Genomic DNA, 25,820 nt, shown 5'->3' with positions numbered 1-25,820 from the left:
ACTAAAGCAGATAGTCGGGAAGAGTTCCCGATACCATTGATATTGCCTGGAATTTAGCTTCGTGCATACTACTTCTCTCAGCGATTCCATGGAGATCATTATAAATTTCCTGTGCTTCCTGATCCGCTACCCCTTCGAGCACCCTTGCAGTAATGGTGCTCTGGCCAAGCTCCTGTACTGCGCAAAAGCGCCTGTATCCCGAGAGGAGCTGGAACCTATTGTCTTCCATCTGGCGGAGAATCACCGGCTCTATCATGCCATGCCTTCTGATTGATTCCGCAAGCTCTGAAACGGAGCCGGCATTTCTTCTGCGTCCCATCCATTTTTCCGGAACCTGATGGATCTCAGCAAGCGGTATTTCGGCCAGGGGGTTCCTTACCGATGCCAGCGCTGCCGCCTGATGTTCAGCCGTTTTTCTCTTTTCCTTCGCTGCCGTCTCTGCCCCTGCAGATATGGCTGCCTTTTTATTTTTCTCTTCTGCTGCCGCACTGGCATTTGTTGCCCTTATGATGCTTCCCTTACCTACTGCCATAGCTGTTTACCTCCTCTGCAAGGCTCATGTATTCCTTCGCGCTCCTGCTGCTCCTTTTGTAGGCTATGACAGGTTTGCTGTTGTCCTGGGCCCATTCCACGGAACTGTCGACGCGTACATAGGAACTGAACAGATGGACGTTGTCGATCTCCTGAAGGGTCTCGATCGTCTGCTTGAAATAGTTCTTCCTTTCGTCAACCTTGGTGATTGCGATGCCCATCAGGGAAAGGTCTGGAGCAATCTGCTTCACTTCATTCAGGAATTCGAACATGTTGGCCAGTCCGAAGAGCCCCCATGGACTTGCTTCAACCGGAATGATCAGATTGTCCGAAGCGCACAGGATGTTCATCACCCAGCCGCCAAGCGTCGGAGGCGCATCAATGAGGATATAGTCATATACCCCTGATGCCTTCACGTTTTCAAGACATTTCTTCAGGATATATTCCCTCTGCCATTTTGTAAAAAGCTCATATTCTATGGAACTCATCAGGGTCGATGAGGGAACAAGGTCAAGGCCCTCGTACTCTGTATTCAGTATGAATTCCGAAAGATCCTTCTTATCCCTGATTGCGTGGTAGAGGTTTTTTTCGCCCCTTGCAAACTCCAGGACCTTTTCCTCTGCAAAAAATGCCAGGGACAGGTTGAGCTGCATATCCCCGTCAATCAGCAGGACTTTTTTCCCAAGCAGGGTAAGCCCGTATCCGATATTTGAGCAGGTCGTCGATTTTCCGCTGCCTCCCTTGTTGTTTGCAAAACATATCACTTTTGTTTCCATTTTGCCAATACATCCTTTCCGGCTTTTTTAAAAACACTCATCCTCCGCCGCATAAATATCCCGGGTATTTATGCAAATTCAGCATAAATACACCTCGCATGACAAGAGTTCTGAACAGTTATCTTTTATTTTACACCGGCATCCCCACCTTTACCACACCTATTTTGTTTTCGAGGCATGTTTTTTCGTTATTACATTGTTTTGTCTTTTTTTGCTTTGTTTTCACCCCTTTGATATGATTGATTAAACCAGCTCAATCTCATATGCCAGGGTATCTCCGTTTTCTGTTTTTCCCCTTAACCTGAACCCAAGCTTTTTTGCAAGTCTGATGGAAGGGATGTTTCCTTCCCTGATATAGCAAGCGATTCTGTCCAGGCAGAGGATATTTTTTGCATAATCCAGCACTGCCGTGCAGGCTTCGTATGCATATCCCTGCTTCTGGAACGGCAGTCCCACCATGTATCCAAGCTCGACCTCCATACCATCCTCCGTCTCCCTGTTCGAGAGCCCGGCCCGGCCAGCAAGCCTGCCCGTGGATTTTTCCACAACAGCCCACAGCCCGTATTCGAAAAATCCGTACATCATCTTTATATAAGCCGCCATCAGTTCCGTTTCCTTCCCCCTGTCGCCGCTGAGTCCATCCATATACCGGGTGATTTCAGGATCTTCATATAGTTTCCATAGATCATCCACATCATCCAGGGTCATCTCGCGGATGATCAGCCTGTCCGTTTCAGCGATTGTCCAGGGTTCACCCCTGCTTCTCTTGTACACATTATTGACCCATTCGGAATCTATTTCTTCAAACCCTTCTATGATGTACAGGACCCCTTGCAGGTATTCAGAATCCGGCCCCGGCTTCTGATAGCCTATGCATGGGATCCCAGCCTTACTGGCTGCACGGACTCCCTTCATGCTGTCAGCAATCATCACCCATTCATTTGGCTGCTCTCCAGGCTCCAGACTGACTGCGCCCTTTTCTTCCAGTGACTGTTTTTTTATTTTCACCCCTGTCATCCCCAGGCTTTCCGTGAATATTTCAATTCCTGCGATTTCAGTGAGGTCCTCTTTTTCAATATTGATAACGACTCCCTTAAGCATATCCTGTCCTTTCCTCCCGTGGCTTGCAGCGCGAAATGACGAATTGCGGCCATTTCTGCGCATCGCAAAGCGTGTTACTACTGTCTGCAGCGTGGACTTTAGTAACAGAATTATACCACAGGCCTTATGTTTTTCACATTTTTCACTTTACTATGCCCTGTTTTTCCGATACAATGACAATTATGAAGCGGGTCAAATCAGTCCCTTGTGGCTGGCTGCTTCAAACAAAAACTCCAAAAACGAAAGGAAGAATTATTATGGCACAGAATCCATTAGTTACAATCGAAATGGCAAATGGCGACATCATAAAGGCAGAACTTTATCCTGAAATCGCACCGAATACAGTCAACAACTTCATCAGCCTTATCAAGAAAGGCTTTTATGACGGTCTTATTTTCCACCGCGTCATCAACGGCTTCATGATTCAGGGCGGATGTCCTGAAGGAAGCGGAATGGGCGGCCCGGGATACGGCATCAATGGTGAATTCAAAATGAACGGATTCACAAACAACCTGAAACATGCGCCAGGCGTTTTATCAATGGCCAGGTCTATGAATCCTAACTCGGCAGGATCTCAGTTCTTCATCATGCATAAAAACTCTCCTCATCTTGACGGACAGTATGCTGCATTCGGACAGGTCACTGAAGGCCTTGAAGTTGTAAACAAAATCGCTGAATGCGCTGCGGATTACAACGACCGTCCACTTGAACCACAGGTTATCAAAACAGTGACAGTTGAACTTTTCGGACAGGAATATCCTGAACCAGAAAAGAATTCATGCAGATAACTTTTCAGAACCACTATCCAGCATAGTCCTGAATCGTTATTCATGCAGATAGCACCACCCAATACGAACCCCCTTCTTCTCATGAACGAGAGCCAGGGGGTTCTTTTTTTGTCACTGCTTCACTATTTTTCCATAATCATATTTCCTAATCCAGCAAATCCGCATCCAGAATTACGTAATTTGCCCTGTGCACATAAAGTGCTTTTCCATCAATATTCAGCTTTGTCATTTTCGGCAGGTCACTTGGTATTTCAGTATATACATCGTCTCCGCCATATACTTCAATCGGCACCCCCAATTGCGAACTGATCACGATAATCTTGCTGTTCCCGGCAATATTTTGAAGTTTATTGATATTTCTGTCGATTGAGGTTATGGTACCGCCGGATGACTCCACATACTCTGGCAGTTCAAAGTCATCTATCCTTTTTAATCCCTTTTCCACGAAAATCACCGTATTTCCTGTTGTCTTCATGTTGCTTCCATCCACCGTGATATCAAGCACCGATGACAGCTCGTATGCGGTTTCTGTAGTACCGTCGCTGTTTACAGATGGCACTTCAACCGTGATTCCGCCAACATCCACTCTCTTGCCCTCAACAGTCAGGAAATTCACTCCATAATTGTCGTATTGGCTGATTGTGAAGGAGTTGCCGATCAGCCTGCCCTTAATGTCCGTCACCTTGCTCTGTATCCAGGCGCACCCCACCATTCCTATGGATGCTGCAACGATCAGTATGATCACCATCAGTTTCTTTGCGCTCTTGTTCATGCTCTTCATTATCGTTCAACCCTTTCTTAAAACCTGATGTTTACTGGTTCACGCTGTTTTTATAATTAAAACATAAAATGAACACATTTGAAAGTTATATTAATAGATGTACCAAACAAATATAACAAATCAGGACGGCCCGGATTCAATAATCCCGGGCCGTCCTGGTTTATGTTTTTAGCTATTCAGGACTTTGTCCATCATCATCCAGCTCCCTGTCAAAAACATGTTTCTTGTCCGACAGATACTGGGCGACATATTTTCCCGTGTAGGATACCGGATTCTTAGCAATCTCTTCCGGGGTTCCTTCCGCAATTACGGTTCCGCCCCTGTAGCCGCCTTCAGGACCTATATCGATAATATAGTCAGCTGTCTTGATCACATCCAGGTTGTGTTCAATTACGACAACTGTATTTCCGCCGTCCGTAAGGCGGCGAAGGATTTCGATCAGCTTATGGACATCTGCAAAATGCAGCCCTGTCGTAGGCTCGTCAAGTATATAGATGGTCTTTCCGGTGCTTCGTCTGCTCAGCTCTGTTGCAAGCTTGATCCTCTGGGCCTCGCCGCCGGAAAGGGTCGTGGAAGGCTGTCCAAGCCTGATGTAGGAAAGCCCCACATCATTCAGAGTCTCTATCTTCCTTCGTATGGACGGCACGTTTTCGAAAAACGTCAAGGCTTCTTCAACTGTCATATCCAGAACGTCGTAGATGCTCTTTCCCTTATATCTGACATCCAGAGTCTCCCTGTTATAGCGTTTTCCCTGGCAGACCTCACATGGAACGTACACGTCAGGAAGGAAATGCATCTCTATTTTCAGGATTCCGTCGCCGCTGCAGGCTTCACAGCGTCCGCCTTTTATATTGAAGCTGAATCTGCCTTTTTTGTATCCCTTTGCCTTTGCATCAGCAGTAGCAGCAAAAAGATCCCTGATCTGGTCGAAAACACCCGTATATGTTGCCGGATTTGACCTTGGAGTCCTTCCGATCGGAGACTGGTCGATATCGATGACCTTATCGAGAAGTTCAATCCCCTTCATATCCGCATGTTTTCCCGGAATCGTCCTTGCACGGTTCAGATCTCTTGCCAGACGTTTGTAAAGGATTTCATTAATCAGCGAGCTTTTCCCTGAACCGGATACGCCTGTCACACAGGTCATGATCCCCAGGGGGATATCTACATCAATGTTTTTAAGATTATTCTCTCTGGCTCCCAGTATCGTCAGGAATCCCGTAGGTTTCTGTCTTGTTTCCGGCACCGGGATCCTGATACGGCCGCTCAGGTAGGCACCTGTTACCGAGTTTTCATTCTCCATGATTTCCTCTGCTGTTCCTTCGGCAACCACTTCTCCACCATGTTCTCCTGCGCCTGGGCCGATATCCACAATATGGTCGGCCGCAAACATGGTATCCTCGTCATGCTCCACGACTATCAGGGTATTGCCAAGGTCCCTCAGGTGATTCAGGGTCTTCAGGAGTTTGTCGTTATCCCTCTGGTGAAGGCCGATGCTCGGCTCATCCAGTATATATACGACACCCACAAGACCGGATCCTATCTGGGTCGCCAGCCTGATTCTCTGGGCTTCGCCGCCGGACAGGGAGCCTGTGGCTCTCGAAAGGGTCAGATAGTCCAGACCCACATTGATCAGGAAACCGACTCTTTCTTTGATTTCCTTCAGGACCTGGTCCCCGATCAGATGCTGGGTTTTTGTCAGTTCAATATTCTCCAGGAATTCCATAAGCTGCCCGATGGACAGAGAGGTAACCTCATGAATATTTTTTCCGTCAACCGTTACCGCCAGGGCATCCTTTTTCAGACGCTGGCCGCCGCACTCGGAGCACGGGGTTATATGCATGAATGTCTCATACTCCTGCTTGATGGTGTCGGAAGAGGTTTCCCGGTAGCGCCTTTCCACATTCTTGATAAGGCCTTCAAATGCCACGTCATAGACGCCTTCACCCCTCTGTCCCTTGTAATACACCTTCACTTCCCTGCCGTCGGTTCCGTAAAGAATAAGGTTCCTTATTTTTTCCGGCAGCTTCTCATAAGGCGTATTCAGGTCGAATTTATATTCCTGGGAAAGCGCCTCCAGAAGGGCACGTGAAAAGCTGGATTTGTCGGTAGAGGACTGCCATCCTATAACCGCGATTGCACCCTCTGCGATGCTCAGGGACTTGTCGGGAATCATAAGGTCCTCGTCAAATTCCATCTTGTATCCCAGTCCGAAGCAGGCCGGGCAGGCTCCGAAGGGGTTGTTGAAGGAGAACGTCCTCGGCTCTATCTCATCGATGCTGATCTCACAGTCCGGACAGGCAAAGCTCTGGCTGAAATTGACAGGCTCTCCTCCGATCACATCCACAATCATCCTTCCATCGGCAAGCGCAAGAACGCTTTCGATAGAATCCGTAAGCCTCTTTTCGATTCCCGGCTTCACCACCAGCCTGTCTACGATAATTTCAATATTATGCTTTTTATTCTTATCCAGCCGGATTTCTTCCGAAAGCTCATAAAGATTCCCATCCGCCCTGACACGGACATAGCCGCTCTTTCTGGCATGTTCGAAAATCTTTGCATGTTCACCCTTACGCCCCCTGACGATTGGAGCCAGGAGCTGTATCTTCGTGCCTTCCGGCAGCTCCAGAATATGGTCTGTCATCTGGTCGACAGTCTGCTTTTTAATTTCCTTTCCGCACTGAGGACAGTGCGGAACGCCTATCCTTGCATAGAGAAGCCTAAAATAATCATAGATCTCCGTAACCGTTCCTACAGTTGAACGCGGATTCCTGTTTGTCGACTTCTGGTCTATGGAAATTGCAGGCGAAAGTCCCTCGATGCTTTCCACATTGGGCTTCTCCATCTGTCCAAGGAACTGTCTCGCATAGGATGAAAGAGACTCCATGTATCTCCGCTGTCCTTCTGCATAGATGGTATCGAATGCCAGGGATGATTTTCCGGAACCGCTCAGCCCCGTCAGGACCACGAACTCATTTCTTGGTATGTTCAGGCTGATGTTCTTCAGGTTATTCTCGTTTGCGCCTCTTATCTTTATATACTGCCTGTTGCGCTTTTTGTCAGGCTTTTCATTCTCATTTATATTTTCCATGCTTCTACCTCTGTCTTTTTATCCTATTTCGTCAAGCTGCTTTCTCAGTTCTGTCATCTTGTCTCTCAGCTCCGCAGCCGCTTCAAAGTTCAATTCTGCTGCTGCCTGCTTCATTTTCTTCGATACCCTGGCTATCAGTTTCTCTATTTCTTTCTTGTCCATGGATTGCGGATCCTTCTCATAACGGTATTCCTCACGGGCCACAGATTTCGAAATGCTGATCAGGTCCCTTACAGCCTTCTGAATCGTCTTTGGCGTGATGCCGTGCTCCCGGTTGTATACCTCCTGGATTTCCCTTCTTCTGTTGGTCTCCCTGATGGCAGCTTCCATGGAAGCCGTTATCCTGTCTGCATACATGATTACCCGGCCTTCAGCATTACGCGCTGCACGGCCTACCGTCTGGATAAGGGATGTCTCAGAACGGAGGAATCCCTCCTTGTCCGCATCCAGAATGGCCACAAGGGTGATTTCCGGAATGTCCAGTCCTTCCCTAAGGAGATTGATACCAACAAGCACGTCGAATACATCGAGGCGCATGTCCCTGATTATTTCCGAACGTTCCATGGTATCAATATCGGAATGAAGGTATCTGACCCTGATTCCCACTTCCCTCATATAAGCGGTCAGATCTTCTGCCATCCGTTTTGTCAGAGTGGTTATGAGTATCTTGTTCTTTCTGGCGACTTCCCTGTTGACCTCACCGATCAGGTCGTCAATCTGACCCTCAACCGGGCGCACAGATATAAGCGGATCAAGAAGCCCCGTTGGCCTGATGATCTGCTCTGCCCTTAAGAGCTCATGCTCTTTTTCATAAACCGAAGGTGTTGCCGATACAAACATCATCTGGTTGATTTTGCTTTCAAATTCCGAAAAATTCAGCGGGCGGTTGTCCTTAGCTGACGGAAGTCTGAATCCAAAGTCGACAAGGGTCGTCTTCCTGGCCTGATCCCCCGCATACATTCCACGGACCTGTGGAATCGTGATATGGGACTCATCGACAATAATCAGGAAATCATCCGGAAAATAGTCGATCAGCGTATGTGGGCTGCTTCCAGGTGCGAGTCCCGTCAGATGTCTTGAATAGTTTTCTATCCCTGAACAGAATCCCGTCTCCCTGAGCATCTCTATGTCAAAATTGGTTCGCTCTGATATCCTCTGAGCCTCGAGAAGCTTGTCATGGCTTTTGAAATATCTGACCCGTTCCTCCAGTTCTTTTTCTATTTCAGCTGCTGCCTGCTCAATTTTTTCTTTTGAAACCACATAATGGGAAGCCGGAAATATGGCTGTGTGCCCAAGGGTATTCTTGATCTCGCCTGTCAGCACATCAATTTCCGTAATCCTGTCCACCTCGTCACCGAAGAATTCGACTCTGATAGCCAGCTCCCCTGAAGTTGCAGGGAAAATTTCCAGGACATCCCCCCTGACACGAAAAGTGCCCCGCTTGAAATCCATCTCGTTCCTTGCATACTGTATCTCAATAAGCTTCCGGATCACATCATCCCTGTCCTTCGTCATTCCCGGACGGAGGGAGATGACCATTTCCTGGTAGTCAATGGGGCTTCCAAGACCATATATACAGGAAACGCTTGCCACGATGATCACGTCTTTGCGTTCTGCAAGTGCCGCCGTGGCTGAATGCCTGAGCTTGTCTATCTCTTCATTGATTGCTGAATCTTTTTCTATATAGGTGTCAGTCGACGGAACATAAGCCTCCGGCTGATAGTAATCGTAATAGCTGACGAAATATTCCACGGCATTTTCAGGAAAAAATTCTTTGAATTCCCCGTAAAGCTGTGCTGCCAGCGTCTTGTTATGGGCAATGATCAGAGTAGGTTTATTCAGAGCCTGGATAACATTCGCCATAGTGAAGGTTTTTCCCGACCCGGTAACGCCCAGAAGCGTCTCGAACTGGTTACCCTCCTTAAATCCCTGTACAAGTTCCTTGATCGCCTGAGGCTGGTCCCCGGTGGGGCTGTATTCAGATACAAGTTTAAAAAGGTCCATCCCGATTCCTCCCTGCGTAAAATAATTGGTACATAGTTTTAAAACAAGTATAGCATACCGCATATCATTTTTCAAACACTTGTTCGGAAAACCGGTGCGTGCAGCGTGTTACGAATCACAGGGTGAATAGCAGCTCACAGAGCACATAACAACCTCGATACAGAAAGAGCCAGGCGCCCCGAACATATAAAAAAGATTGTCCGGGGCGCCTGGCCCTCTATATTATTTTACTTTATTTTTTCATTCAAGACTTCTAAAGCCTTCTGCAGCTGGTTATCTTCTTCCTCTGTAATGACGGCTTTCTGTCTGACCGCATCGTCCAGCTCAAGCGCAATATCAGGCTCTATGCCGATGCCATGTATATTGTTTCCCTTTGGTGTATAGTATTTTGAAATTGTCAGCTTCATCGCGGTTCCATCGCCAAGATCGACGACGGTCTGTACGATTCCCTTTCCAAACGTCGTGGTTCCAATCAGGGTTCCAATTCCATAGTCTTTAATGGCTCCTGAAAAGATTTCCGAAGCGGATGCGCTGTTTCCATTGACCAGCACAGCAAGAGGCTTATTGAACTGATGCTCTTCGTCGGACAGATATTCCTCCCGCTTGCCGTTTTTGTCTTCCGTATATACAATCAGCCCTTTTGCGAGAAACTGATCCAGTATCTCATTCACCGCACTGAGCAGACCTCCCGGATTATCCCTGAGATCCACAACGAGTCCCTTCATCCCCTGTTTTTCAAGGCTGCTTAGGGCTTCCTTGAACTGGTCTGGCGTAACCTCGTCAAACTCAACAATCTGGATATATCCGATATTATTTTCCAGCATCTTTGATGCAATGGTCGGAACCTCTATCTGTCTCCTCACCACTTCGACATCAATATAATCTGCTTCGCCTTCACGAACTATGGTAAGCAGGACCTTCGTTCCCTCTTCACCCTTTATCTTTGCCACCACTTCCGAAAGATCCTCGCCTGTCACTTCCTCGCCATTGACTTTGTAAAGTATGTCGCCTGGCAGGATTCCCGCTTCCATTCCCGGGCTTCCTTCGAAAGGCTTCACAAGGGTGATGATTCCTGTTTCCGGATCCTGGCTTACCGTGACGCCAATTCCGCCGTAGATTCCATTCGTGCTTTCCATCATGCTTTGGTATTCTTCAGCATCAAAATAAACGGAATAAGGATCCTCAAGCCCGTCAACAAGCCCCTTGTACATTCCCTCTATCATCTGTTCTTCATCTGCCTCATTTAAAAAATTGGCATCTATAATGCTCATGATTCTGTCTGCCTTGCTGATTACAGAATCGCTTGTTACTGACTCTGCATTCTCAGTTGAAACCGCAGATGCATTCCTGAGCCATGTAGTAATCGACTGGATATTGAAAAATATCACAGCCGACACCCCGGCTATGACAAGCAGGAGCATTGCTCCGAACCCTGCCAGAAACCCTTTTAAAAATCTATGTTTTTCGTTCATTTCTTCTCCTTATCCTGTACCTCTGCCCTCCGGATACAGCCAGCGTTGCCGTTCCATGTCAGATTAGCTTTAGTATGTCTTGTGTAACTGTTCAGAATACCTGTCCCGCGAGGCGTTCTTATGCTGATTTTGGATATAACGAAAGCGGATATGAATAATCCGCTTTGTCGTTTACCCTGATATATTGTGCTGCGTTACTGCGACAGATAATTCCATGGCGAAACATAGCTGCCATTGAGTCGCACGCCGAAATGCAGATGCGGTCCTGTCGATCTTCCCGTCGATCCAACAAGGGCGATCGTCTGCCCCTTTGAAACGCTCTGACCTGACGATACGAGCAGCGACGATGCATGCATGTAGATCGTATAAAGTCCGTTTCCATGGTCTATCATTATATAATTTCCCATTGTATCATTGTAAGCCGAACTGATGACAGTTCCGCCATAAGCCGCAACGATGGCTGAACCTGTCGGGGCGCCTATGTCGATTCCGTTATGAAACTTAAGAACGCCGAGGGTGGGATGTATTCTGTTTCCATACTCGCTTGTGACCCTGGAACTGCTCGGGCATGGCCATGCAAATGTTCCTCCGTCATATTTAACGGTCGTGGCTGCCTGTCCTTTTGCTTTTGCCGCCTCTTCCGCCTTCTTCTTCGCAAGAGCTGCCGCCGCCTCAAGTTCCTTTATGATTGCATCCTGTTCTGCTATTTCTTCTTCATATTCCTTTGCAAGCTGCTCAGTGTCTTCAATCGATGCTTCGTACTTTTCTATCTCACTGGACTTTTCGGTAATGAGGTTCTCAACCGAGGACTGCTGACCGACCAGCTCGCCCTTCATTGCCTCGATTTCCTTACATTCCTTTTCCAGATCCTTTTCCTGTTGGGCAATGCTCTCTTTCGTATCCTGATACCTCAGGAGCATATTTCTGTCGTATTCGGATATCTGGGCTATATAGTCCGCCCTGTTCATAATATCCGCTATATTCTCAGCGCTGAAAAGAAGCTCAATATATGCTGCATCTCCTTTTTCATACATATACTTTATCCTTTTCTTCATAGCCTGATACTGTTCTTCCTCGGCCACTCTGGCTTGCTCAAGTTCAATCCTTTTCTGTTCCAGATTGTTTTCTTTTGTTTTCAGCTCCGACTTAAGAGAATCGATGCTTGCGGACAGCTCATTCAGCTGCGTATCCAGGCCTTTGACATAGGTTTCGATATCTTTCTTTTCACCCTCAAGAGCATCTATCGTCTCCTTTGCTTTTTCAAGGTCCTCCTGGAGACTTTCCTTTTCTTTTTTTGCATCCTTGATGCTGGTTGCATTTGAAGAAATCGCAAAAGAGCCCACCATGACTGCTGCAAGCAAAAAGCAGCAGAAGCGTTTCATTATTTGTTTCATTTACTAATCCTCCCGTCTACACTTTCAAATGTTTCCTGATAGTCGAAAAGCTGCCGATAAATCCGATTCCAACGCCCAAAGCCAGTGATAAGGGGATCAGTATGGCGAATATCTGGTTGACCGGAATAAAAGTAACAAATCCTGTCAGCATATCAAAACGGTCTACGATAAATCCAATCACATTGTTATAGAGATAATACAGCGCAACCAGGGGAAGGGCTGAGCCCACAAGTCCGATCAGTACGCCTTCCACGATAAACGGTGCTTTCACGAAGAAATCCGTTGCGCCTATCAATTTCATGATTTTAATTTCTTCCTTACGGACGGCAATACCGATTGTAACCGTATTGCTGATAAGGAAAACAGATACTGCAAGAAGAATTGCTATGATTGCTGCTGATATGTAACCGATCAGCATGTTAAAGCCCGAAAGGGTATTCGCTGCCACTTCAGACTTGTTGACCTGCCTGATACCCTCAATCGACTGCAGGTAAGTAACCAGAGACTGCTGCATGGAAACGTCGTTCAGATAAACTTCATAGTTGGCTGAATTGGCAAGAGGGTTGTCTTCTGCAAATCCCTCCGCAAGATCTCCCGCATCCTTGAAGTATTCCTCTTTAAAGTTCTGCCATGCCTCTTCCGCAGACACATAGACCAGTCTTGAGACTTCTGCTCTTTTTTCGATGGTGCTGCCTATTTCCTTGATCTGTTCCTCACTGAGCCCTTCGTCGAAAAATACAGTAACACCTACTCCAGCCTCTGCACTCTTCACAATTCCGTGGAAATTCAGGATTACTGAAAAGAAAAGTCCGAATATAAAGATGCATGCGGCCATGGTCGCTATCGAAGCAAGCGAAAACATCTTGTTCCTGCGAATATTTTTAAGACCCTGTCTAAGGGTATATGTGATCGTACTAATCCTCATACAAATAACCACCTTCCTCTTCGTCGCTTACAATGACTCCGCGGTTCATGGTGATTACGCGTTTCTTCATGGCATTCACGATTTCCCTGTTATGAGTTACGACAAGGACAGTGGTGCCCTTTTCATTTACTTCTTCAAGAAGCTTCATGATTTCCCATGAATTTTTCGGATCCAGATTTCCTGTAGGCTCATCAGCCAGCAGGATTGACGGATTATTCACAAGGGCTCTGGCCAAAGCAACCCTCTGCTGTTCTCCTCCCGAAAGTTCACGTGGAAATGATTTGTATTTTTCTGCAAGGCCTACCATAGAAAGCATCATAGGCACTTGTCGTCTGATTGTTTTAGAAGGCTTTTCGATTACCCTCTGGGCAAATGCAATATTCTCATATACATTTCTGTCTTTGAGCAGCCTGAAATCCTGGAATACGACACCGATCTGCCTGCGGTACTTAGGTATCTGCTTCCTCTTCATTTTGTTCAATAGCTTGTTGTTGACCAGTATCTGCCCTTCTGTCGGTTCCAGCTCCTTTAAGAGAAGCTTGATAAGCGTTGATTTCCCCGAACCGCTGTTCCCTACGATGAATACAAACTCACCCTCATTGATGTGCAGGCTTACCCCATTCAATGCCGGTGCCCCGGTTGAATAGGATTTGCTTACATTTTCAAGAACTATCATAATTGCCTCCTGTTAAAACTCTTAATAATCCAATGTTTCCATATATTTCATGTATTTTACGACCATAAGTGCAATTTTGAAGGTTATCGCATCTTCAAACACCCTGAGGTCAAGCCCTGTGGCTTTCTGAAGCTTGTCAAGACGATACACAAGCGTATTCCTGTGGATATAGAGCTGTCTTGATGTTTCAGATACATTAAGGCTGTTTTCGAAAAATTTATTGATGGTGATCAGTGTTTCATCATCAAAATCATCTGTTGATTTTCCGTCAAAAATTTCCTTGATGAACATCTTGCAGAGCGGAATCGGAAGCTGGTAGATCAGACGTCCTATTCCCAATGCGCTGTAAGCAATGATGTCCCTGTCGCTGAAGAATATCTTTCCGACATCAAGTGCCATTCTTGCTTCCTTGTATGACCTCGAAACTTCCTTAATATCGTTTACGATTGTTCCGTAAGCAATATGGACGTCCCCGGCGCTTGCAGATCCAAAGGAATCAAGGATTACTTTGGCCGTCTTGTTCAGGTCCTCATATCCCTCGCTTCCTGTCACTTCCTTAACCACGATCACATTCTTTTCGTCTACTGCTGTTATGAAGTCCTTGGTCTTTCCGCCAAAAAGGCTCCTTACTGATTCAAGTGCATTGCTTCCTTTATCATTAGGCGTTTCGACTATGAATACGACCCTGCGGACATCTGTTTCAATATGCAGTTTCTTAGCCCTGTTATATATGTCGACAAGAAGCAGGTTATCCAACAGAAGGTTTTTGATGAAATTATCCTTATCGAAACGTTCTTTATACGCAACCAGAAGGTTCTGTATCTGAAAGGCTGCGATTTTCCCTACCATGTATACATCATCGCTTCCTCCGTTCGCAAGCAGGATGTATTCCAGCTGGCGGTCGTCAAAGACCTTGAAGAACTGGCAGCCCTGGATTACCTGGCTGTCTGCAGGAGATTCCACGAAGGACTGGACGGATTTTTCGTAGATTTCCGCCTCCCCGAAGGTCGTAGCCATCACTTTTCCCTCCGTGTCCATTATACATAAATCAATTCTGGTAATTCCTTTTAACCCTTCAATCGTGTTCTGAAGTATTTGATTTGATATCATATTTTCACTCCTTTTTATTATTTAAGTGGATATTCCGGTCCGCTATGATGCCTGTCCGCAAATATTATTTTGCTTCGACTTTCCGTCCTGCAGCATATCCCTATGCAACTTCCACAACTCGGTTCCCTGTTTTTCTACAGATTATACCAATCTATATAATATATTAATGCAAAATCACAAAAAAATAAAGAGGAAATACAATATTTTTTATGCATTTCCTCAATCACACATGATATACATGTTCTTCTGAAATTCAAACGCCCTGTTTCCTGTGCTCGATAAATCCTTCCCCATGAACTTCCCTTGCATCCGTTACGATAACGAAAGCATCAGGATCCGTATTGATAACGATTTCCTTCAGAAGGACAATCTCCTTTTTGGAAACGACACAAAAGAGCATATTCCTGTATTTTCCCGAATACATCCCCTTTGCGATCAGGCCTGTCGCACCTCTGTTCGTTTCTTTCATAATCGCTGCGGCGACCTCTTCATATCTGTCGGTAATAATATAAGCGACTTTTGAGAACTTAAGCCCCTCAATAATTCCATCTGTAATCCTGGATACCACAATGATTGCGATTACGGCGTATAATGCATTGCTGATTCCGAACAGAAATGCTCCTGCCAGGACAACCGCCGCATCAATAACCTGCATGACCTGGGCAATCGTGTAATGCTTCATGTAATGCTGTACCAGCACGGCCAGCATATCAGTTCCCCCTGTGGTTCCCCGTGCCAGTAAAACAAGGCCCATTCCCGCACCGCTGATCGCTCCGCCAAACAAAGATGCAAGCACCAGATCATCTGTCATCATGGGCTTATCCGGGATCAGATAAAGCCACACGGACAGCGCCAGCGTAGCAAATCCAGTCCTGCCAAGAAAGCGGACTCCCTTGATGCGTATCGCTGCAATAAACAGCGGGATATTTAGGATGGTATTGGTAAGCCAAAGTGGAATGCCGCTGTCCATCCATTTGCCGCTGATACTCTTAACGATGATTGCCACACCGGTAAAGCCGCCGGTTACAAGATCTGCTGGAGAATAGATAGTCTGAATGGCGAAAGCCATCAGTCCCGAACCGATTAACAAAAACAGATAATCTGCATATACAGATCGATTTGCCGGCATTTCCATATTCCGCCACACGTCCTTCGCTTTACGAGTCACTCTCGCATCTGCTGTTAAATTTTGCAACTTTTCTTCTGAAAAGTTCTTTGCCAACCTTGGAAACAAGCCAGTTCTTCTTTTTAATGATGCCAAGATTCATGCCCATTCCAAGCCATACTTTAGAACAAAGTTTTCCTTTGTTGCTGAATACGAATTCTTCCTGAAATGGCGATTCCATAAATGCCATGATAATATCGGGGGCATAACTGTTGATTTCATTTATGACCCTGTCGTCATCTCCCATGCCACTTTCAATGACACAGCTTCCCACAACTTCAAGATTTACCTGATGCCTTTCGAAATAATGCTCAATCTCCTCTACGATCTGAAGGTTTTCGCTCAGGATGTAGACACTTTCCTCTTTTTCTGCCGCATGTCTGATGAACTCCTTTATAAACAAATCCTCTTCTGTCTCCTGTATCCTCTGAGGATCGGTTATTCCGGCAACATCAAGTATTTCGCTTTTACCGATCACCGTCATATCGAGATTTTCAATCTTCACCTTTACTTCCGGATTCTCGTCTGCAACAATCAGCATTTCCTCAGTAACATAGCCAATCGTATTCATGTAATCATTTTTGAGGTACTCATCTATCAAAACCATCGCCTCTTCGACTGAGTAATTGTCTACTGAAACTCCCAGTACACTAATTTTTTTACTCATATTTCCACCTTACGATTATCCCTTCAATAATCACCTTTTCTGTAATTGTCACGTGTCATTATGTAATATGGTTGTCACCAATCTGCCGCCATCTTACGCAAGCTGTTTTTACGTGCTTTTCAAATTATATACAGCCGTTCAGAGCTGCTGCCCCCTTTTTCCGGCATTTTATTTTCCTGTTTGATATTTCTCCATAAGTTTCCGAATAGTCACTCAAAATTATACAATACTTTTGGAAATATAACAAGATACCTGTTTTTTTCACATCATCTCAGTCATAATCATAAACATGATGCTTATGGCTGCAGCAATCAGAAACGGCACTGAAACAATAGTGCGCGGCTTTGATTCGTCCGCCCGCCTGAATACTCCTGGCATGAATACTCCTGGCATGAATATCCCTCTTATATGTTCTGAAGTTCCGCACTTCCTCGTAATCCATAGATAAACAGCGACTGCCATCAGTGTCGTAAATGTGGCTGCAATCATCAACATGACAATCATATAAGCCATCTGCTGGGCAGGGACATCTGATACCGTCTGTATCATCTGCGCCGATTCTCCCGCTGCATCCGTCTGAAACACATCCGCCTTCTGCATCCTGGCAAGAAGCTCCATCAGCACAACGCTGTTATTATTGATTATAAAGTGCGCTATCATAGGTGCAAATATACTGCCTGTCGCCTCTATCAGGAACGCAAAGATCAGTCCCAGTACAAGCGCATATGAAAACTGGTTGAAATTCATATGCATGAGCCCGAAAACGATTCCGCATCCTATTGCACCCTGTATCACATTTTTACGGCGGTATGTCTGGTAGAAAATACCTCTGAATACGAATTCCTCGCTGATTGCTGGTATGACAGCCATCAGAAGAACATTCAGCCAAAGCGGATTTTCCGTCATGAGAGCGGTCGTCTCACTCACCAGGTTTGTTGAATACAGCATTGATATTGCATTAATGACCGTGATAAGAGGCATCATCAGATACGTGAATAAAATAACCATAAATACTGTTGAAATGCTGATTTTTTTAAACGGCACAAGCTCCGTTATTTTCGTCTTTCCAGCAACCAGCCAGATTCCCGTTGGAACCAGCACCAGTGCCTGACTGAGCAGGAGGCTGGCATTTACAGTAAGCGGAATCTCGATTTTCATGAAAGTCTGGACTACATAGAGTAACACATATATAAGAACAAAGGTTAAAAAAAGTCTGTTCACATTTCTAATGCTTTTCATATTTTCTCCCTTTTTTGTTTAGCATGTAATTTCCAATAATGGATAAGCAAAAAAAATCGAGGTAATTTTCTTATTTTCTAAGATCATTACCTCAATCTGCATTAGCGATCACTAATCATAAAAGCTACTAACTTATCGATATCTTCCTTTTCGTATGCGATTATCTCTAATTCGGCAATCACTCCATCTGAAAAGATATTTGCCATCGATACATACTGTGATAACTTAGACTTAAGGTTTAATCTGTCTCCTTCACCTGTAACCAGTTCTACTTTTCCCTGGCAGCCATCAACAACTTTAAAAAAGCCCTCAATGTTTGTAATATTCTGAACTTTCATCCTATTCACTCCTTTCCTGCTTCACCTATAATTATATATGAAAACATATGCATTGCAAACACTTTTTGCAATAAACATAACCTTGTGCTACTTCAGGGCGATAGCCTCTATTTCGATCAGCACGTCTTTTGGAAGCCTTGCAACTTCCACGCATGATCTGGCCGGGAAGCTTCCCGTAAAGTATTTCGCATAGATTTCATTGATTTTCCCAAAATCATTCATATCTTTGATAAAGACTGTCGTTTTCACAACCTTTTCAGCTCCTGAACCTGCTGCTTCCAGAAGCGCTATGAGGTTGCCGATTGCCTGGTCTGCCTGTGCTTCGATGCCTTCCGGAATCTCGCCCGTCGAAGGCACTACCGGGATAACGCCTGACGAATATACCATTCCGTTTACCTCGATGGCCTGTGAGTATGGTCCTATTGCTGCCGGCGCTTTGTCTGTGCTGATAACTGTTTTCATTCTGTATTCCTCCTGCGTTTTTTCAATATAGTCAACCACTCAGATGCCTTCTTTCGTGGTCATTGATGTTGCACCTGATTACTTGATCTTTTTGATATTCTTTTCGGTAATTTCTATTCTTCCTTCCTTCAAAAGCCTTCCTACAGCTCTTTTGAAAGCATTTTTGCTCATATCGAATTCCATTTTGATGATTTCCGGTGATACACGGTCATTAAAGGGCAGAATCCCCTCATATGATTCAATGACCTTCATGACAGCCTCTGCATCAGTATCCATCTGAAGATGAGCCTTTTCCCTTATGCTCAGATCCAGTTTTCCGTCCTCTTTTACGGCGGTGACTCTTGCTTCGACACTATCCCCCACCTGGATATTTCCGAACATCTCCTTCTTAGGTATCAGACCGGAATAAATGTTGTCAACAGCCACGAAAGCTCCGAATTCCTCACTGATTTCATATACCATTCCCATGACCTTGTCATCCTTCTGATAAGGGGAATCGTTTCTGAGACATTCATATATCTTCATTGTCGCACAAAGCCTCTTGCTCTTGTCGACATAAAGGGTAACCAGATATTCTTCTCCCTGGCGCACTCTCTTCGTCTGTTCCTTGAAAGGAAGAAGAAGATCCTTTTCAAGCCCCCAGTCAAGGAAGGCACCTATCGTCCCCACTTCAACCACTTTCAGCAGGGCAACCTGCCCAATCTGCAGTTTCGGTTCATTTGTCGTCGATATAATTCTGTCTTTGGAATCCTTATAAACGAATACTTCAATCTCGTCTCCCGGTTTGGTTCCTGCCGGAACCTGCTTTTTAGGAAGAAGGATGCGATCTTCGTCATCCTTGTGTTCCCCCACATAAACTCCGAACTCAACCTCTTTCACTACCATAAGCTTCTGCTTTTTTCCTAATTCTATCATAGTATCTCCTGTTATCTGCCCGGCTTCAGCCGGCTTCTATTGTTTGTCATATTCCAAATTCAACAACTGCAAAATGCTTTCCAGAACTGTCTGAAAGCGTCACCACATATGTGCCTTCTTTTTCAGATACTGCCGGGAAAATAAGATCCCCGTAGACCGCTGCTTTTTTATATTCCGCACGGATCTGGCCTGTCCTGAAATCATCGGGAATGAATTCCCTGGCCATCTGTATGTACCTGCCGTTATTGACATGCCTGTTTGTATCTATATGGTACCGTCTGACAGGAAACGGCCCGCATTTTTCCATTTCTGCAGGAATCACGATTTTTCTCGAAGCATAATCCATCTCGATTCTCGGTTCCATCTGATAGCCTGCAACCACATCATCCGTCACACGGACCGGACGTCCGCTTGCAAGATCCACCAGGACCCATAGTGAATTTGCATATGCCGCATATCCACTCTCTCCATCTTCCATGACAAAATTCCTGCTGCCATAGAAGCCGTCGAATTGATATGCCCACGTTCCTGTCCTGATCTCTCTTCCAAGTTCCGGATATCTGTCTACTACAATCTGCCATGATGATAATACCCAGGCTTTTCCCCTGGTTTTTAAAAAATCCAGGCCAAGTCCGTTGTCCTCGGATTGGAACGTGCTGCAATCCTGAAAATAATTCACCAGTGAATCAAGCGAAAGCCTTCCATCCAATCCCGTCTCGCTGTACCTTACCCTGCTGTTAAATGTATACATTCTTTTATTCCTCGTCCAAAAACTGTTTTGGCTTCTATTATAGCACATGAAACGTTCAAGCGGAACACCCGTTCATCATTTCTCTCTTTTTATTGAAATTTCCTTTTTATTGTTGACTTTTTTTTAAAATCCTTATATAGTGGTTTTAACTTAATAGCAGTTTATATTGCTAGGGGAGCCTTTGGCTGAGAAAGCATGTTTCATGCTGACCCTCAAAACTTGACACGGTTAATGCCGGCGTAAGGAAGCACCAAAGTAGTCTCCTCCTGTAGAATTTTATTTTTTTAAGGAGGATTTTTTTATGTTCAATTTTTTTGTTAAAAATGCAACTTCGTTAAAAGCACCTGGCTACATCGCAATCATCGTCGTTATCGCAGCACTCATCCTTGCGATCGGGTTTATCAGCAAAGGAAGGGAAAAGCAGCGCATGCAGACGAAGCAGCTGGTCTTCTCCTCACTCGCAATCGCAATGGCCATGGTCACTTCCATGCTCAAGCTGTTCCACCTGCCTATGGGCGGCTCTGTAACCCTCTTCAGCATGTTCTTCATCTGTCTGATCGGATACTGGTACGGCTTAAGAATAGGGCTTATGACAGGTCTTGCATACGGACTTCTTCAGCTGATGATCGATCCCTATATCATTAGCTTTCAGCAGATGGTCGTTGACTATCTCCTTGCCTTCGGTGCCCTTGGACTTTCCGGAATCTTCCATAATTCCAGACACGGCATGATCAAAGGCTATGTGGCCGGAGTCCTTGGACGTCTCCTTTTCGCCTTCCTGTCAGGAATGATCTTCTTTGGACTATATGCAAAAGATTACGGAATGAGCGCACCCATATACTCGCTGGCATATAATGGTTCTTATATAGGCGCTGAAGCCGCTCTTACCCTGGTGGTCATCTGTATGCCTCCTGTCACCAAGGCATTGGCTGAAATCAAGAAAATCGCCGGATGCAGCCCTGCACCAGCCGGAAAGGTACAGAATTCGTAAGTATTCAGGACTACGTCCTTTATAGTCACAGATGGTGCACACAAATTGCAAAATCAGCAATTTGTGTTCAGGTCATAATCCAGAATAGCCGCAAATTTTGAAAGCATGGACAGCAGAAATTGTTTTTCTGTTGTCCATGCTTTTTTAATACGGCTTTTTAGGTTCAATCCTCTTCAGCAACCCAGAAGGAATCTCTGTCACTTGAGAAATCCAGCCCCATCCCCTGTTTTGCGAAATAATAGATGATCGTTTCATTCAGGCTGTCATCCATCGGAATCGAAAGTTCCGAATCCAGAGCCTCAATCCACATGGACTGCTGTCCGCATGCATCGCTTATGTGGATCTTATAATTCAATCCTTTTTCCTGTAAAATTTTGTTCAATTCGATTATCTGACTGAATGTGACTGTTTTCATAAATAAATCCTTCATCTTTCCCGATATTATATCTCGTTTAGTTAGAATTCTGGTCCGCTTTTAATGTATCTGACCGCTTAGAGCAGCGTATAGCCGTTGCTGCTGATGACAGCTTCCAGTTTATGGCCCTGCTTGCAGAATGGACATTCTTTTGTAGAATAAGTCTTATATTCCGGAAGATCCTTTGCTTTAAAAATAGAGCTTACCAGATACCCTTCAATTTCGTCGACAGCACTGAATACCGTTTCAACGCCCTGAATATTTCCGCCATAATAGCTTATGCTTTCAAGGCTTCTGCGGACTGTATTTCCTGCAGTGATTGCCGCTGCCAGTACAACAACGTGCTTTCCTGCCACTGCCGGAATATTGTTCTGCCTGAAAACCATCTGTCCCACGGAATTATACTCCGGCGCTATAACATATATGGTTTTGTGGGCATTTAAAGACAAAACCCCTGCATTTGCAAGTTCCTGTGCAAAAAACGCACCAATAACTTCGCATCCATCCATGCATACAATCGTATCCACAACCCTGTCGTTTGCATACTTTGATGCCATAGCCTTCGCCGCCTCCAAAGCATCGCTCTGGCGGGTCTTAATAGCGGTCATATCGATATAATAGTTTACGTGCGAATAGTTTGTGGCAAAATGTCCTGGAATTATCTTCAAAACGATTTTATTATTTGTTGGTGCATAGATCTTGATAGCTCTGTCCTCCATAACAAATACCTCCTTATTGAAGTTGTAATTATCTGTGAATTCTACCTATCCTTTGCTATTATTATATTCTTTTTTTTTACTTATATCAACCCGAATTATATACAAAGAATTTCCGCAAACATTCAGTCATTTCGTCTTGCAGGATGCCTGACTTGAGGTTTCCTGACTTGAGGTTTCCTGACTTGAGGTTTCCTGACTTGAGGTTTCCTCACCAGCGGTTTCCTGACAGAAGCCTTCCCTATTTGAACAGATGGATTGTTCCTTCATCATTCGATTTCTTAATAATGGTAGCCGCAAGCGGCAGCAGAAACAACCCCCAGATTCCCATAAGCTGTACGCCGACAAACATGCACAGAAGCGTTACCACCGGATGAAGCCCTATCTGCTGACCTATCACTTTAGGTTCCAGTGTCTGCCTTACGGCAGTGATCACGATATACAGCACAAGCATTCCTGCTCCCAGTGTTGTCTTGCGGAAAATAAGAGCCGCTATAGCCCATGGAATCAGTATTGCTCCGGTTCCCAAAATCGGCATGATGTCCACCAGGGCGACCACGAACCCCCAGAGCATTGCTGGTTTTACTCCCAGCAGTGCAAACCCTATGGAGAGCTCAATAAATGTAATTGTTATAAGCAGCGCATATGCCTTCAGTAATTTGCCTATCATACCTATCACATTATCCTTGAGGCCCAGAATAAATTCCCTGTTTTCCGGTTTAAACTGCCTCAGAACAAAACGCCAGATTTTGTGGTAGTCGATAGAAAAGAATATAGACGATACAATCGTAAATATAAACTTGACAAGCGTTGACGGTATCTGGCTTGCAAACCCCGTAATCATGCCGACGACCTTCGTTGATGCATCCTTTAGGAATGAAAAAATCGAATCATTGATGCTGTTCGATACATTTTCGAGATATGGCTTTATCTCTGGGAAACGGTCAAGCATTCTCTGTCCCCAGGATGTCAATGCAGGTTCAATTGTTTTGGAATAAAGATCTGGCAAGCCGTAGAATATCTGTTCAAGAAACGCAATGATCTTGAATCCAAAGAAAATGCCCCCGAGTATGATCACTCCATAAAGCATAAAGAGTACTATAACAACTATAAATGCACGCTTTATCCTGATTTTTTCTTCCAGCAGGTCAAAGATCGGACACATAATCACCGATATAATAAGACCTATCACAAACGGCATCATAAGGGGCAGGGCATATTTGATGCCAAAGTACCCAAGTCCAAGCAGCAGCGCAATAAACGCAAACCGTATCAGGAACGTCTTCTGTTTTTCTATATTCATGCCTTTTCTCCTTCTTAATGGCGGGGCCAAGCAGTCCTCGCTTCCAATTTTAGGAATATCTACTTCTATTGTATCATAAATAACATGAAAAAATAAGCCCTCAGTCGTCTAAATAAAAAGATGGCTGAAGGCTTATGGTTACTGTTCACACGTTATCCAACGCGAGGTGTTTTTGTGAGTGTAGCGAAGCGAAAGTCACATAAAACCCGGGGATTGCAGCGCGAAATGGTGTATTTCAACCATTTCTGTGCATCGCGAAGCGTGTTACTGGTCACGGAGTGAACAGTAACGGCTTATGTTCCGGTAGAACGGATATAATGAATCCGGCCCGCCGCTATTCTTATTATGAATTCTTCATCACGATGCTTTCAATATCATTTGCCACGTCTTCACATGCATCTGCACATTTTTCAAGACGTCTCAGAATTTCAGTCCATACCATAAGTTCAACAGGATCATTTGAGTTTTTATAGAGGCTTCTTACTTCATTCACATATAAAGCGTCCGCTTCTTCTTCTAAACGGTTGATTTCAATGATTTTTGACTGGAGTGTCTTTGATCTCTTGAAGTTCTGGAACTCGCAGAGTGCCACATCCATTGATTTGCAGCAATTTGCTATAATATCAGTGAATTTCAGGATTTCCGGACGTATGGTTTTCACATTGAAGATATCGATTCCAATGAGAACGTCTTCAACAGAATCTGTCACATCATCTATTTTCTGTGAAAGGCTGATGATATCTTCCCTTTCGATTGGCGGAAGGAATTCTTTTAAAAGCCTGTTAAGCATATCATGCTTTGCGATATCTGCTGAATGCTCAATCACATGCATCTCTTCTATTTTAGCCGGGAGGGCTTCTGTATTGAAATCACACAAGGTCTTACACAAAAGTTCTGCTGAATCCATAGAAAATTTAGACAGGTTTACAAAAGCTTCGAAATAATTATATTCTCTTTTATTTTTCATTTTATCATTTCCTTTCTGTTGTTGAAGAAGGTTATTTATATCCTTGATTTAGAAAATCCTCATAAATATCTGTGCCATCACATAGCCTACTATTCCGCATCCAGGGAAAGTCAGCACCCATGCTGCCATCATTTCTTTTACAATGCTCCAGTTGACTGAGGAGACACGTTTGGCAGCGCCTACACCCATGATTGCAGTGGTCTTAGTGTGGGTTGTACTTACAGGAACTCCCCATACAGAAGACATCAGAAGGCTGATTGCACCTGCAAGGTCAGCGGCAAAGCCCTGATACTTTTCAAGTTTTACCATGCCCATGCCTACAGTCTTGATAATTTTGTAGCCGCCGATCGAAGTACCGAGTGCCATTACTGCTGAACAGAGAATCATGAGCCAGACCGGAATGGCAAAATCCGTAACATTCGCTTCCCCTTTTGCAAGGAATACACCGAGCATGAATACACCCATGAATTTCTGTCCGTCCTGTGCACCGTGCATGAATGCCATTGCCGCACCGCCTGCTACCTGTGCTTTCTGGAATACAGGGCCGGTTTTTCTTTTATCGATTCCTTTGCATACAAACTCTATAAGACGCACCGAAGCGAATCCAAGTCCGAATCCCAGTATCGTCGACATAAAAAGTCCGTAAACGACTTTCATCCATTCAGCGCCATTTATGCCTGAAAGTCCGCCCTGAAGCGCAATCGCCGCACCAGAAATGCCGGCTATCAGTGCATGGCTTTCGCTTGTAGGGATTCCGAATGCCCATGCTGCCGTTGCCCAGACAACGATTGCGAAAAGAGCTGCACAGAGTGCTACCAGCGCTTTCTTCGGATCTCCGCCGAAATCGACCATTTTATAGATTGTCTGTGCAACCTTTGCACTTACCATCGTCATTACGAAGACACCGAAAAAATTGAATACGGCTGCCATAATAATTGCCTTCTTCGGTTCCAGAGAACGCGTGGAAACGCAGGTTGCAATCGCATTAGGGGCATCTGTCCATCCATTTACAAGTATAACACCCAGCGTCAGTATGACTGTAATCAGCAAAGCCGGGTTCGATATGAGCTGACTCAAAAAATCACCCAATGTTATTGTCATTTTGATTCCTCCCGATTTTAAATTTCCGTAACCAGTCAGACTACATGCTTCCTGGTCACAAATTTTCTATTATTCTTATATTTTCATGATCGTTTGAATTTTAACATAAACTTAACAATCAGACAATATTCTTTACTCTTT

The 25,820-nt window shown here is 44.9% G+C and carries 25 protein-coding genes and 1 riboswitch; of the genes, 2 read left to right on the top strand and 23 right to left on the bottom strand.

The features are described from left to right. Position 1: 1 nt before the first annotated feature. The 3 genes from BJR36_RS03645 to BJR36_RS03635 form a co-directional block, all read right to left on the bottom strand. A complete protein-coding gene (locus BJR36_RS03645; protein ID WP_091230558.1) occupies positions 2-532 on the bottom strand; it encodes a ParB N-terminal domain-containing protein in 531 nt (176 codons plus the stop codon). After that, positions 519-1,316, bottom strand: coding sequence for a ParA family protein (locus BJR36_RS03640; RefSeq protein WP_091230267.1), 798 nt, complete (start codon positions 1,314-1,316; stop codon positions 519-521). The genes BJR36_RS03645 and BJR36_RS03640 overlap by 14 nt, the downstream gene beginning before the upstream one ends. Positions 1,317-1,550: 234 nt before the next feature. Further along, positions 1,551-2,408, bottom strand: coding sequence for a GNAT family N-acetyltransferase (locus BJR36_RS03635; protein ID WP_169823580.1), 858 nt, complete (start codon positions 2,406-2,408; stop codon positions 1,551-1,553). Between the two features lie 257 nt (positions 2,409-2,665). On the opposite strand from BJR36_RS03635, the gene BJR36_RS03630 reads away from it, so the two are divergent. Beyond that, positions 2,666-3,196, top strand: coding sequence for a peptidylprolyl isomerase (locus tag BJR36_RS03630; protein ID WP_091230261.1), 531 nt, complete (start codon positions 2,666-2,668; stop codon positions 3,194-3,196). Between the two features lie 145 nt (positions 3,197-3,341). On the opposite strand, the gene BJR36_RS03625 is transcribed toward BJR36_RS03630, so the two are convergent. From BJR36_RS03625 to BJR36_RS03555, 15 genes are all read right to left on the bottom strand, one after another. Next, a complete protein-coding gene (locus tag BJR36_RS03625; RefSeq protein ID WP_207648809.1) occupies positions 3,342-3,977 on the bottom strand; it encodes a DUF5052 family protein in 636 nt (211 codons plus the stop codon). A 172-nt stretch (positions 3,978-4,149) separates the two neighbouring features. Beyond that, positions 4,150-7,068 carry an excinuclease ABC subunit UvrA gene (gene uvrA, locus BJR36_RS03620; RefSeq protein ID WP_091230258.1) on the bottom strand — a complete coding sequence of 973 codons (2,919 nt, stop codon included), beginning with the start codon at positions 7,066-7,068 and terminating at the stop codon, positions 4,150-4,152. An 18-nt stretch (positions 7,069-7,086) separates the two neighbouring features. Then, complete coding sequence (gene uvrB, locus BJR36_RS03615) at positions 7,087-9,072, bottom strand: excinuclease ABC subunit UvrB (protein ID WP_091230255.1); 1,986 nt, start codon at positions 9,070-9,072, stop codon at positions 7,087-7,089. Between the two features lie 227 nt (positions 9,073-9,299). Beyond that, positions 9,300-10,544 (bottom strand): S41 family peptidase, encoded by a 1,245-nt coding sequence (locus tag BJR36_RS03610; RefSeq protein ID WP_091230252.1) that lies wholly within the window; start codon positions 10,542-10,544, stop codon positions 9,300-9,302. A gap of 194 nt (positions 10,545-10,738) precedes the next feature. Next, positions 10,739-11,938, bottom strand: coding sequence for a murein hydrolase activator EnvC family protein (locus BJR36_RS03605; RefSeq protein WP_091230249.1), 1,200 nt, complete (start codon positions 11,936-11,938; stop codon positions 10,739-10,741). A 16-nt stretch (positions 11,939-11,954) separates the two neighbouring features. After that, positions 11,955-12,863 carry a permease-like cell division protein FtsX gene (gene ftsX, locus BJR36_RS03600; protein WP_091230246.1) on the bottom strand — a complete coding sequence of 303 codons (909 nt, stop codon included), beginning with the start codon at positions 12,861-12,863 and terminating at the stop codon, positions 11,955-11,957. Continuing rightward, positions 12,853-13,539, bottom strand: a complete 687-nt coding sequence (gene ftsE, locus BJR36_RS03595) for a cell division ATP-binding protein FtsE (RefSeq protein ID WP_091230243.1) — start codon at positions 13,537-13,539, stop codon at positions 12,853-12,855. Before ftsE ends, ftsX begins: the two co-directional genes overlap by 11 nt. Before the next feature lie 21 nt (positions 13,540-13,560). Beyond that, a complete protein-coding gene (locus BJR36_RS03590; RefSeq protein WP_091230239.1) occupies positions 13,561-14,649 on the bottom strand; it encodes a PucR family transcriptional regulator in 1,089 nt (362 codons plus the stop codon). 253 nt (positions 14,650-14,902) lie between these two features. Next, entirely contained in the window at positions 14,903-15,778 is an 876-nt protein-coding gene (locus tag BJR36_RS03585; RefSeq protein ID WP_456297630.1) for a YitT family protein, read from the bottom strand. Between the two features lie 28 nt (positions 15,779-15,806). Beyond that, positions 15,807-16,481: a WecB/TagA/CpsF family glycosyltransferase gene (locus BJR36_RS03580; protein ID WP_091230233.1), complete on the bottom strand. Its 675-nt coding sequence runs from the start codon at positions 16,479-16,481 to the stop codon at positions 15,807-15,809. Positions 16,482-16,742: 261 nt separating this feature from the next. Beyond that, positions 16,743-17,720: a CPBP family intramembrane glutamic endopeptidase gene (locus BJR36_RS03575; protein WP_091230231.1), complete on the bottom strand. Its 978-nt coding sequence runs from the start codon at positions 17,718-17,720 to the stop codon at positions 16,743-16,745. Between the two features lie 101 nt (positions 17,721-17,821). Beyond that, on the bottom strand, positions 17,822-18,058 hold the full coding sequence (locus BJR36_RS03570; RefSeq protein WP_091230228.1) for a polya polymerase: 237 nt from the start codon (positions 18,056-18,058) through the stop codon (positions 17,822-17,824). A gap of 87 nt (positions 18,059-18,145) precedes the next feature. Further along, entirely contained in the window at positions 18,146-18,520 is a 375-nt protein-coding gene (locus BJR36_RS03565; RefSeq protein ID WP_091230554.1) for a RidA family protein, read from the bottom strand. Between the two features lie 78 nt (positions 18,521-18,598). Then, entirely contained in the window at positions 18,599-19,435 is an 837-nt protein-coding gene (locus BJR36_RS03560) for a CvfB family protein (protein WP_091230225.1), read from the bottom strand. A gap of 46 nt (positions 19,436-19,481) precedes the next feature. Beyond that, on the bottom strand, positions 19,482-20,186 hold the full coding sequence (locus BJR36_RS03555; RefSeq protein WP_091230222.1) for an acyl-[acyl-carrier-protein] thioesterase: 705 nt from the start codon (positions 20,184-20,186) through the stop codon (positions 19,482-19,484). 161 nt (positions 20,187-20,347) lie between these two features. Continuing rightward, a riboswitch (TPP riboswitch) is annotated at positions 20,348-20,449 on the top strand. Between the two features lie 38 nt (positions 20,450-20,487). Between BJR36_RS03555 and BJR36_RS03550 the strand changes: the two genes are divergently transcribed. Further along, on the top strand, positions 20,488-21,177 hold the full coding sequence (locus tag BJR36_RS03550; protein ID WP_091230219.1) for an energy-coupled thiamine transporter ThiT: 690 nt from the start codon (positions 20,488-20,490) through the stop codon (positions 21,175-21,177). A gap of 163 nt (positions 21,178-21,340) precedes the next feature. Here the strand turns inward: BJR36_RS03550 and BJR36_RS03545 are convergent, their stop codons facing one another. From BJR36_RS03545 to BJR36_RS03525, 5 genes are all read right to left on the bottom strand, one after another. Continuing rightward, the gene (locus BJR36_RS03545; protein WP_242875443.1) at positions 21,341-21,559 is read right to left on the bottom strand and encodes an RDAC family protein; all 219 of its coding nucleotides are present in this window, start codon (positions 21,557-21,559) and stop codon (positions 21,341-21,343) included. A gap of 110 nt (positions 21,560-21,669) precedes the next feature. Beyond that, entirely contained in the window at positions 21,670-22,311 is a 642-nt protein-coding gene (locus tag BJR36_RS03540) for a type I phosphoribosyltransferase (protein WP_091230214.1), read from the bottom strand. 238 nt (positions 22,312-22,549) lie between these two features. Continuing rightward, a complete protein-coding gene (ytvI, locus tag BJR36_RS03535) occupies positions 22,550-23,611 on the bottom strand; it encodes a sporulation integral membrane protein YtvI (RefSeq protein WP_091230211.1) in 1,062 nt (353 codons plus the stop codon). A 343-nt stretch (positions 23,612-23,954) separates the two neighbouring features. Further along, the gene (locus tag BJR36_RS03530; protein ID WP_091230208.1) at positions 23,955-24,578 is read right to left on the bottom strand and encodes a DUF47 domain-containing protein; all 624 of its coding nucleotides are present in this window, start codon (positions 24,576-24,578) and stop codon (positions 23,955-23,957) included. A gap of 48 nt (positions 24,579-24,626) precedes the next feature. Beyond that, positions 24,627-25,679 (bottom strand): inorganic phosphate transporter, encoded by a 1,053-nt coding sequence (locus BJR36_RS03525; RefSeq protein ID WP_091230206.1) that lies wholly within the window; start codon positions 25,677-25,679, stop codon positions 24,627-24,629. Between the last annotated feature and the right edge of the window lie 141 nt (positions 25,680-25,820).

The organism is Anaerobium acetethylicum (assembly GCF_900096945.1).
Classification (GTDB): Bacteria; Bacillota; Clostridia; order Lachnospirales; family Lachnospiraceae; genus Anaerobium; species Anaerobium acetethylicum.
The sequence above is the reverse complement of the archived record's forward strand: the minus strand, read 5'-3'. Positions and strand labels throughout refer to the sequence as shown.

What these genes read in the sequence shown, in the direction of transcription:
- BJR36_RS03555 (WP_091230222.1), bottom strand. Translation starts at nt 20,186, where the DNA reads ATGTATACATTTAACAGCAGGGTAAGGTACAGCGAGACGGGATTGGAT.
- BJR36_RS03565 (WP_091230554.1), bottom strand. Translation starts at nt 18,520, where the DNA reads ATGAAAACAGTTATCAGCACAGACAAAGCGCCGGCAGCAATAGGACCA.
- ftsX (WP_091230246.1), bottom strand. Translation starts at nt 12,863, where the DNA reads ATGAGGATTAGTACGATCACATATACCCTTAGACAGGGTCTTAAAAAT.
- BJR36_RS03525 (WP_091230206.1), bottom strand. Translation starts at nt 25,679, where the DNA reads ATGACAATAACATTGGGTGATTTTTTGAGTCAGCTCATATCGAACCCG.
- BJR36_RS03540 (WP_091230214.1), bottom strand. Translation starts at nt 22,311, where the DNA reads ATGGAGGACAGAGCTATCAAGATCTATGCACCAACAAATAATAAAATC.
- BJR36_RS03645 (WP_091230558.1), bottom strand. Translation starts at nt 532, where the DNA reads ATGGCAGTAGGTAAGGGAAGCATCATAAGGGCAACAAATGCCAGTGCG.
- BJR36_RS03560 (WP_091230225.1), bottom strand. Translation starts at nt 19,435, where the DNA reads ATGATAGAATTAGGAAAAAAGCAGAAGCTTATGGTAGTGAAAGAGGTT.
- BJR36_RS03605 (WP_091230249.1), bottom strand. Translation starts at nt 11,938, where the DNA reads ATGAAACAAATAATGAAACGCTTCTGCTGCTTTTTGCTTGCAGCAGTC.
- uvrB (WP_091230255.1), bottom strand. Translation starts at nt 9,072, where the DNA reads ATGGACCTTTTTAAACTTGTATCTGAATACAGCCCCACCGGGGACCAG.
- BJR36_RS03575 (WP_091230231.1), bottom strand. Translation starts at nt 17,720, where the DNA reads ATGAAAAGCATTAGAAATGTGAACAGACTTTTTTTAACCTTTGTTCTT.
- uvrA (WP_091230258.1), bottom strand. Translation starts at nt 7,068, where the DNA reads ATGGAAAATATAAATGAGAATGAAAAGCCTGACAAAAAGCGCAACAGG.
- BJR36_RS03625 (WP_207648809.1), bottom strand. Translation starts at nt 3,977, where the DNA reads ATGAAGAGCATGAACAAGAGCGCAAAGAAACTGATGGTGATCATACTG.
- BJR36_RS03530 (WP_091230208.1), bottom strand. Translation starts at nt 24,578, where the DNA reads ATGAAAAATAAAAGAGAATATAATTATTTCGAAGCTTTTGTAAACCTG.
- BJR36_RS03635 (WP_169823580.1), bottom strand. Translation starts at nt 2,408, where the DNA reads ATGCTTAAGGGAGTCGTTATCAATATTGAAAAAGAGGACCTCACTGAA.
- ftsE (WP_091230243.1), bottom strand. Translation starts at nt 13,539, where the DNA reads ATGATAGTTCTTGAAAATGTAAGCAAATCCTATTCAACCGGGGCACCG.
- BJR36_RS03580 (WP_091230233.1), bottom strand. Translation starts at nt 16,481, where the DNA reads ATGAGTAAAAAAATTAGTGTACTGGGAGTTTCAGTAGACAATTACTCA.
- BJR36_RS03590 (WP_091230239.1), bottom strand. Translation starts at nt 14,649, where the DNA reads ATGATATCAAATCAAATACTTCAGAACACGATTGAAGGGTTAAAAGGA.
- BJR36_RS03610 (WP_091230252.1), bottom strand. Translation starts at nt 10,544, where the DNA reads ATGAACGAAAAACATAGATTTTTAAAAGGGTTTCTGGCAGGGTTCGGA.
- BJR36_RS03585 (WP_456297630.1), bottom strand. Translation starts at nt 15,778, where the DNA reads ATGCCGGCAAATCGATCTGTATATGCAGATTATCTGTTTTTGTTAATC.
- BJR36_RS03570 (WP_091230228.1), bottom strand. Translation starts at nt 18,058, where the DNA reads ATGAAAGTTCAGAATATTACAAACATTGAGGGCTTTTTTAAAGTTGTT.
- ytvI (WP_091230211.1), bottom strand. Translation starts at nt 23,611, where the DNA reads ATGAATATAGAAAAACAGAAGACGTTCCTGATACGGTTTGCGTTTATT.
- BJR36_RS03550 (WP_091230219.1), top strand. Translation starts at nt 20,488, where the DNA reads ATGTTCAATTTTTTTGTTAAAAATGCAACTTCGTTAAAAGCACCTGGC.
- BJR36_RS03630 (WP_091230261.1), top strand. Translation starts at nt 2,666, where the DNA reads ATGGCACAGAATCCATTAGTTACAATCGAAATGGCAAATGGCGACATC.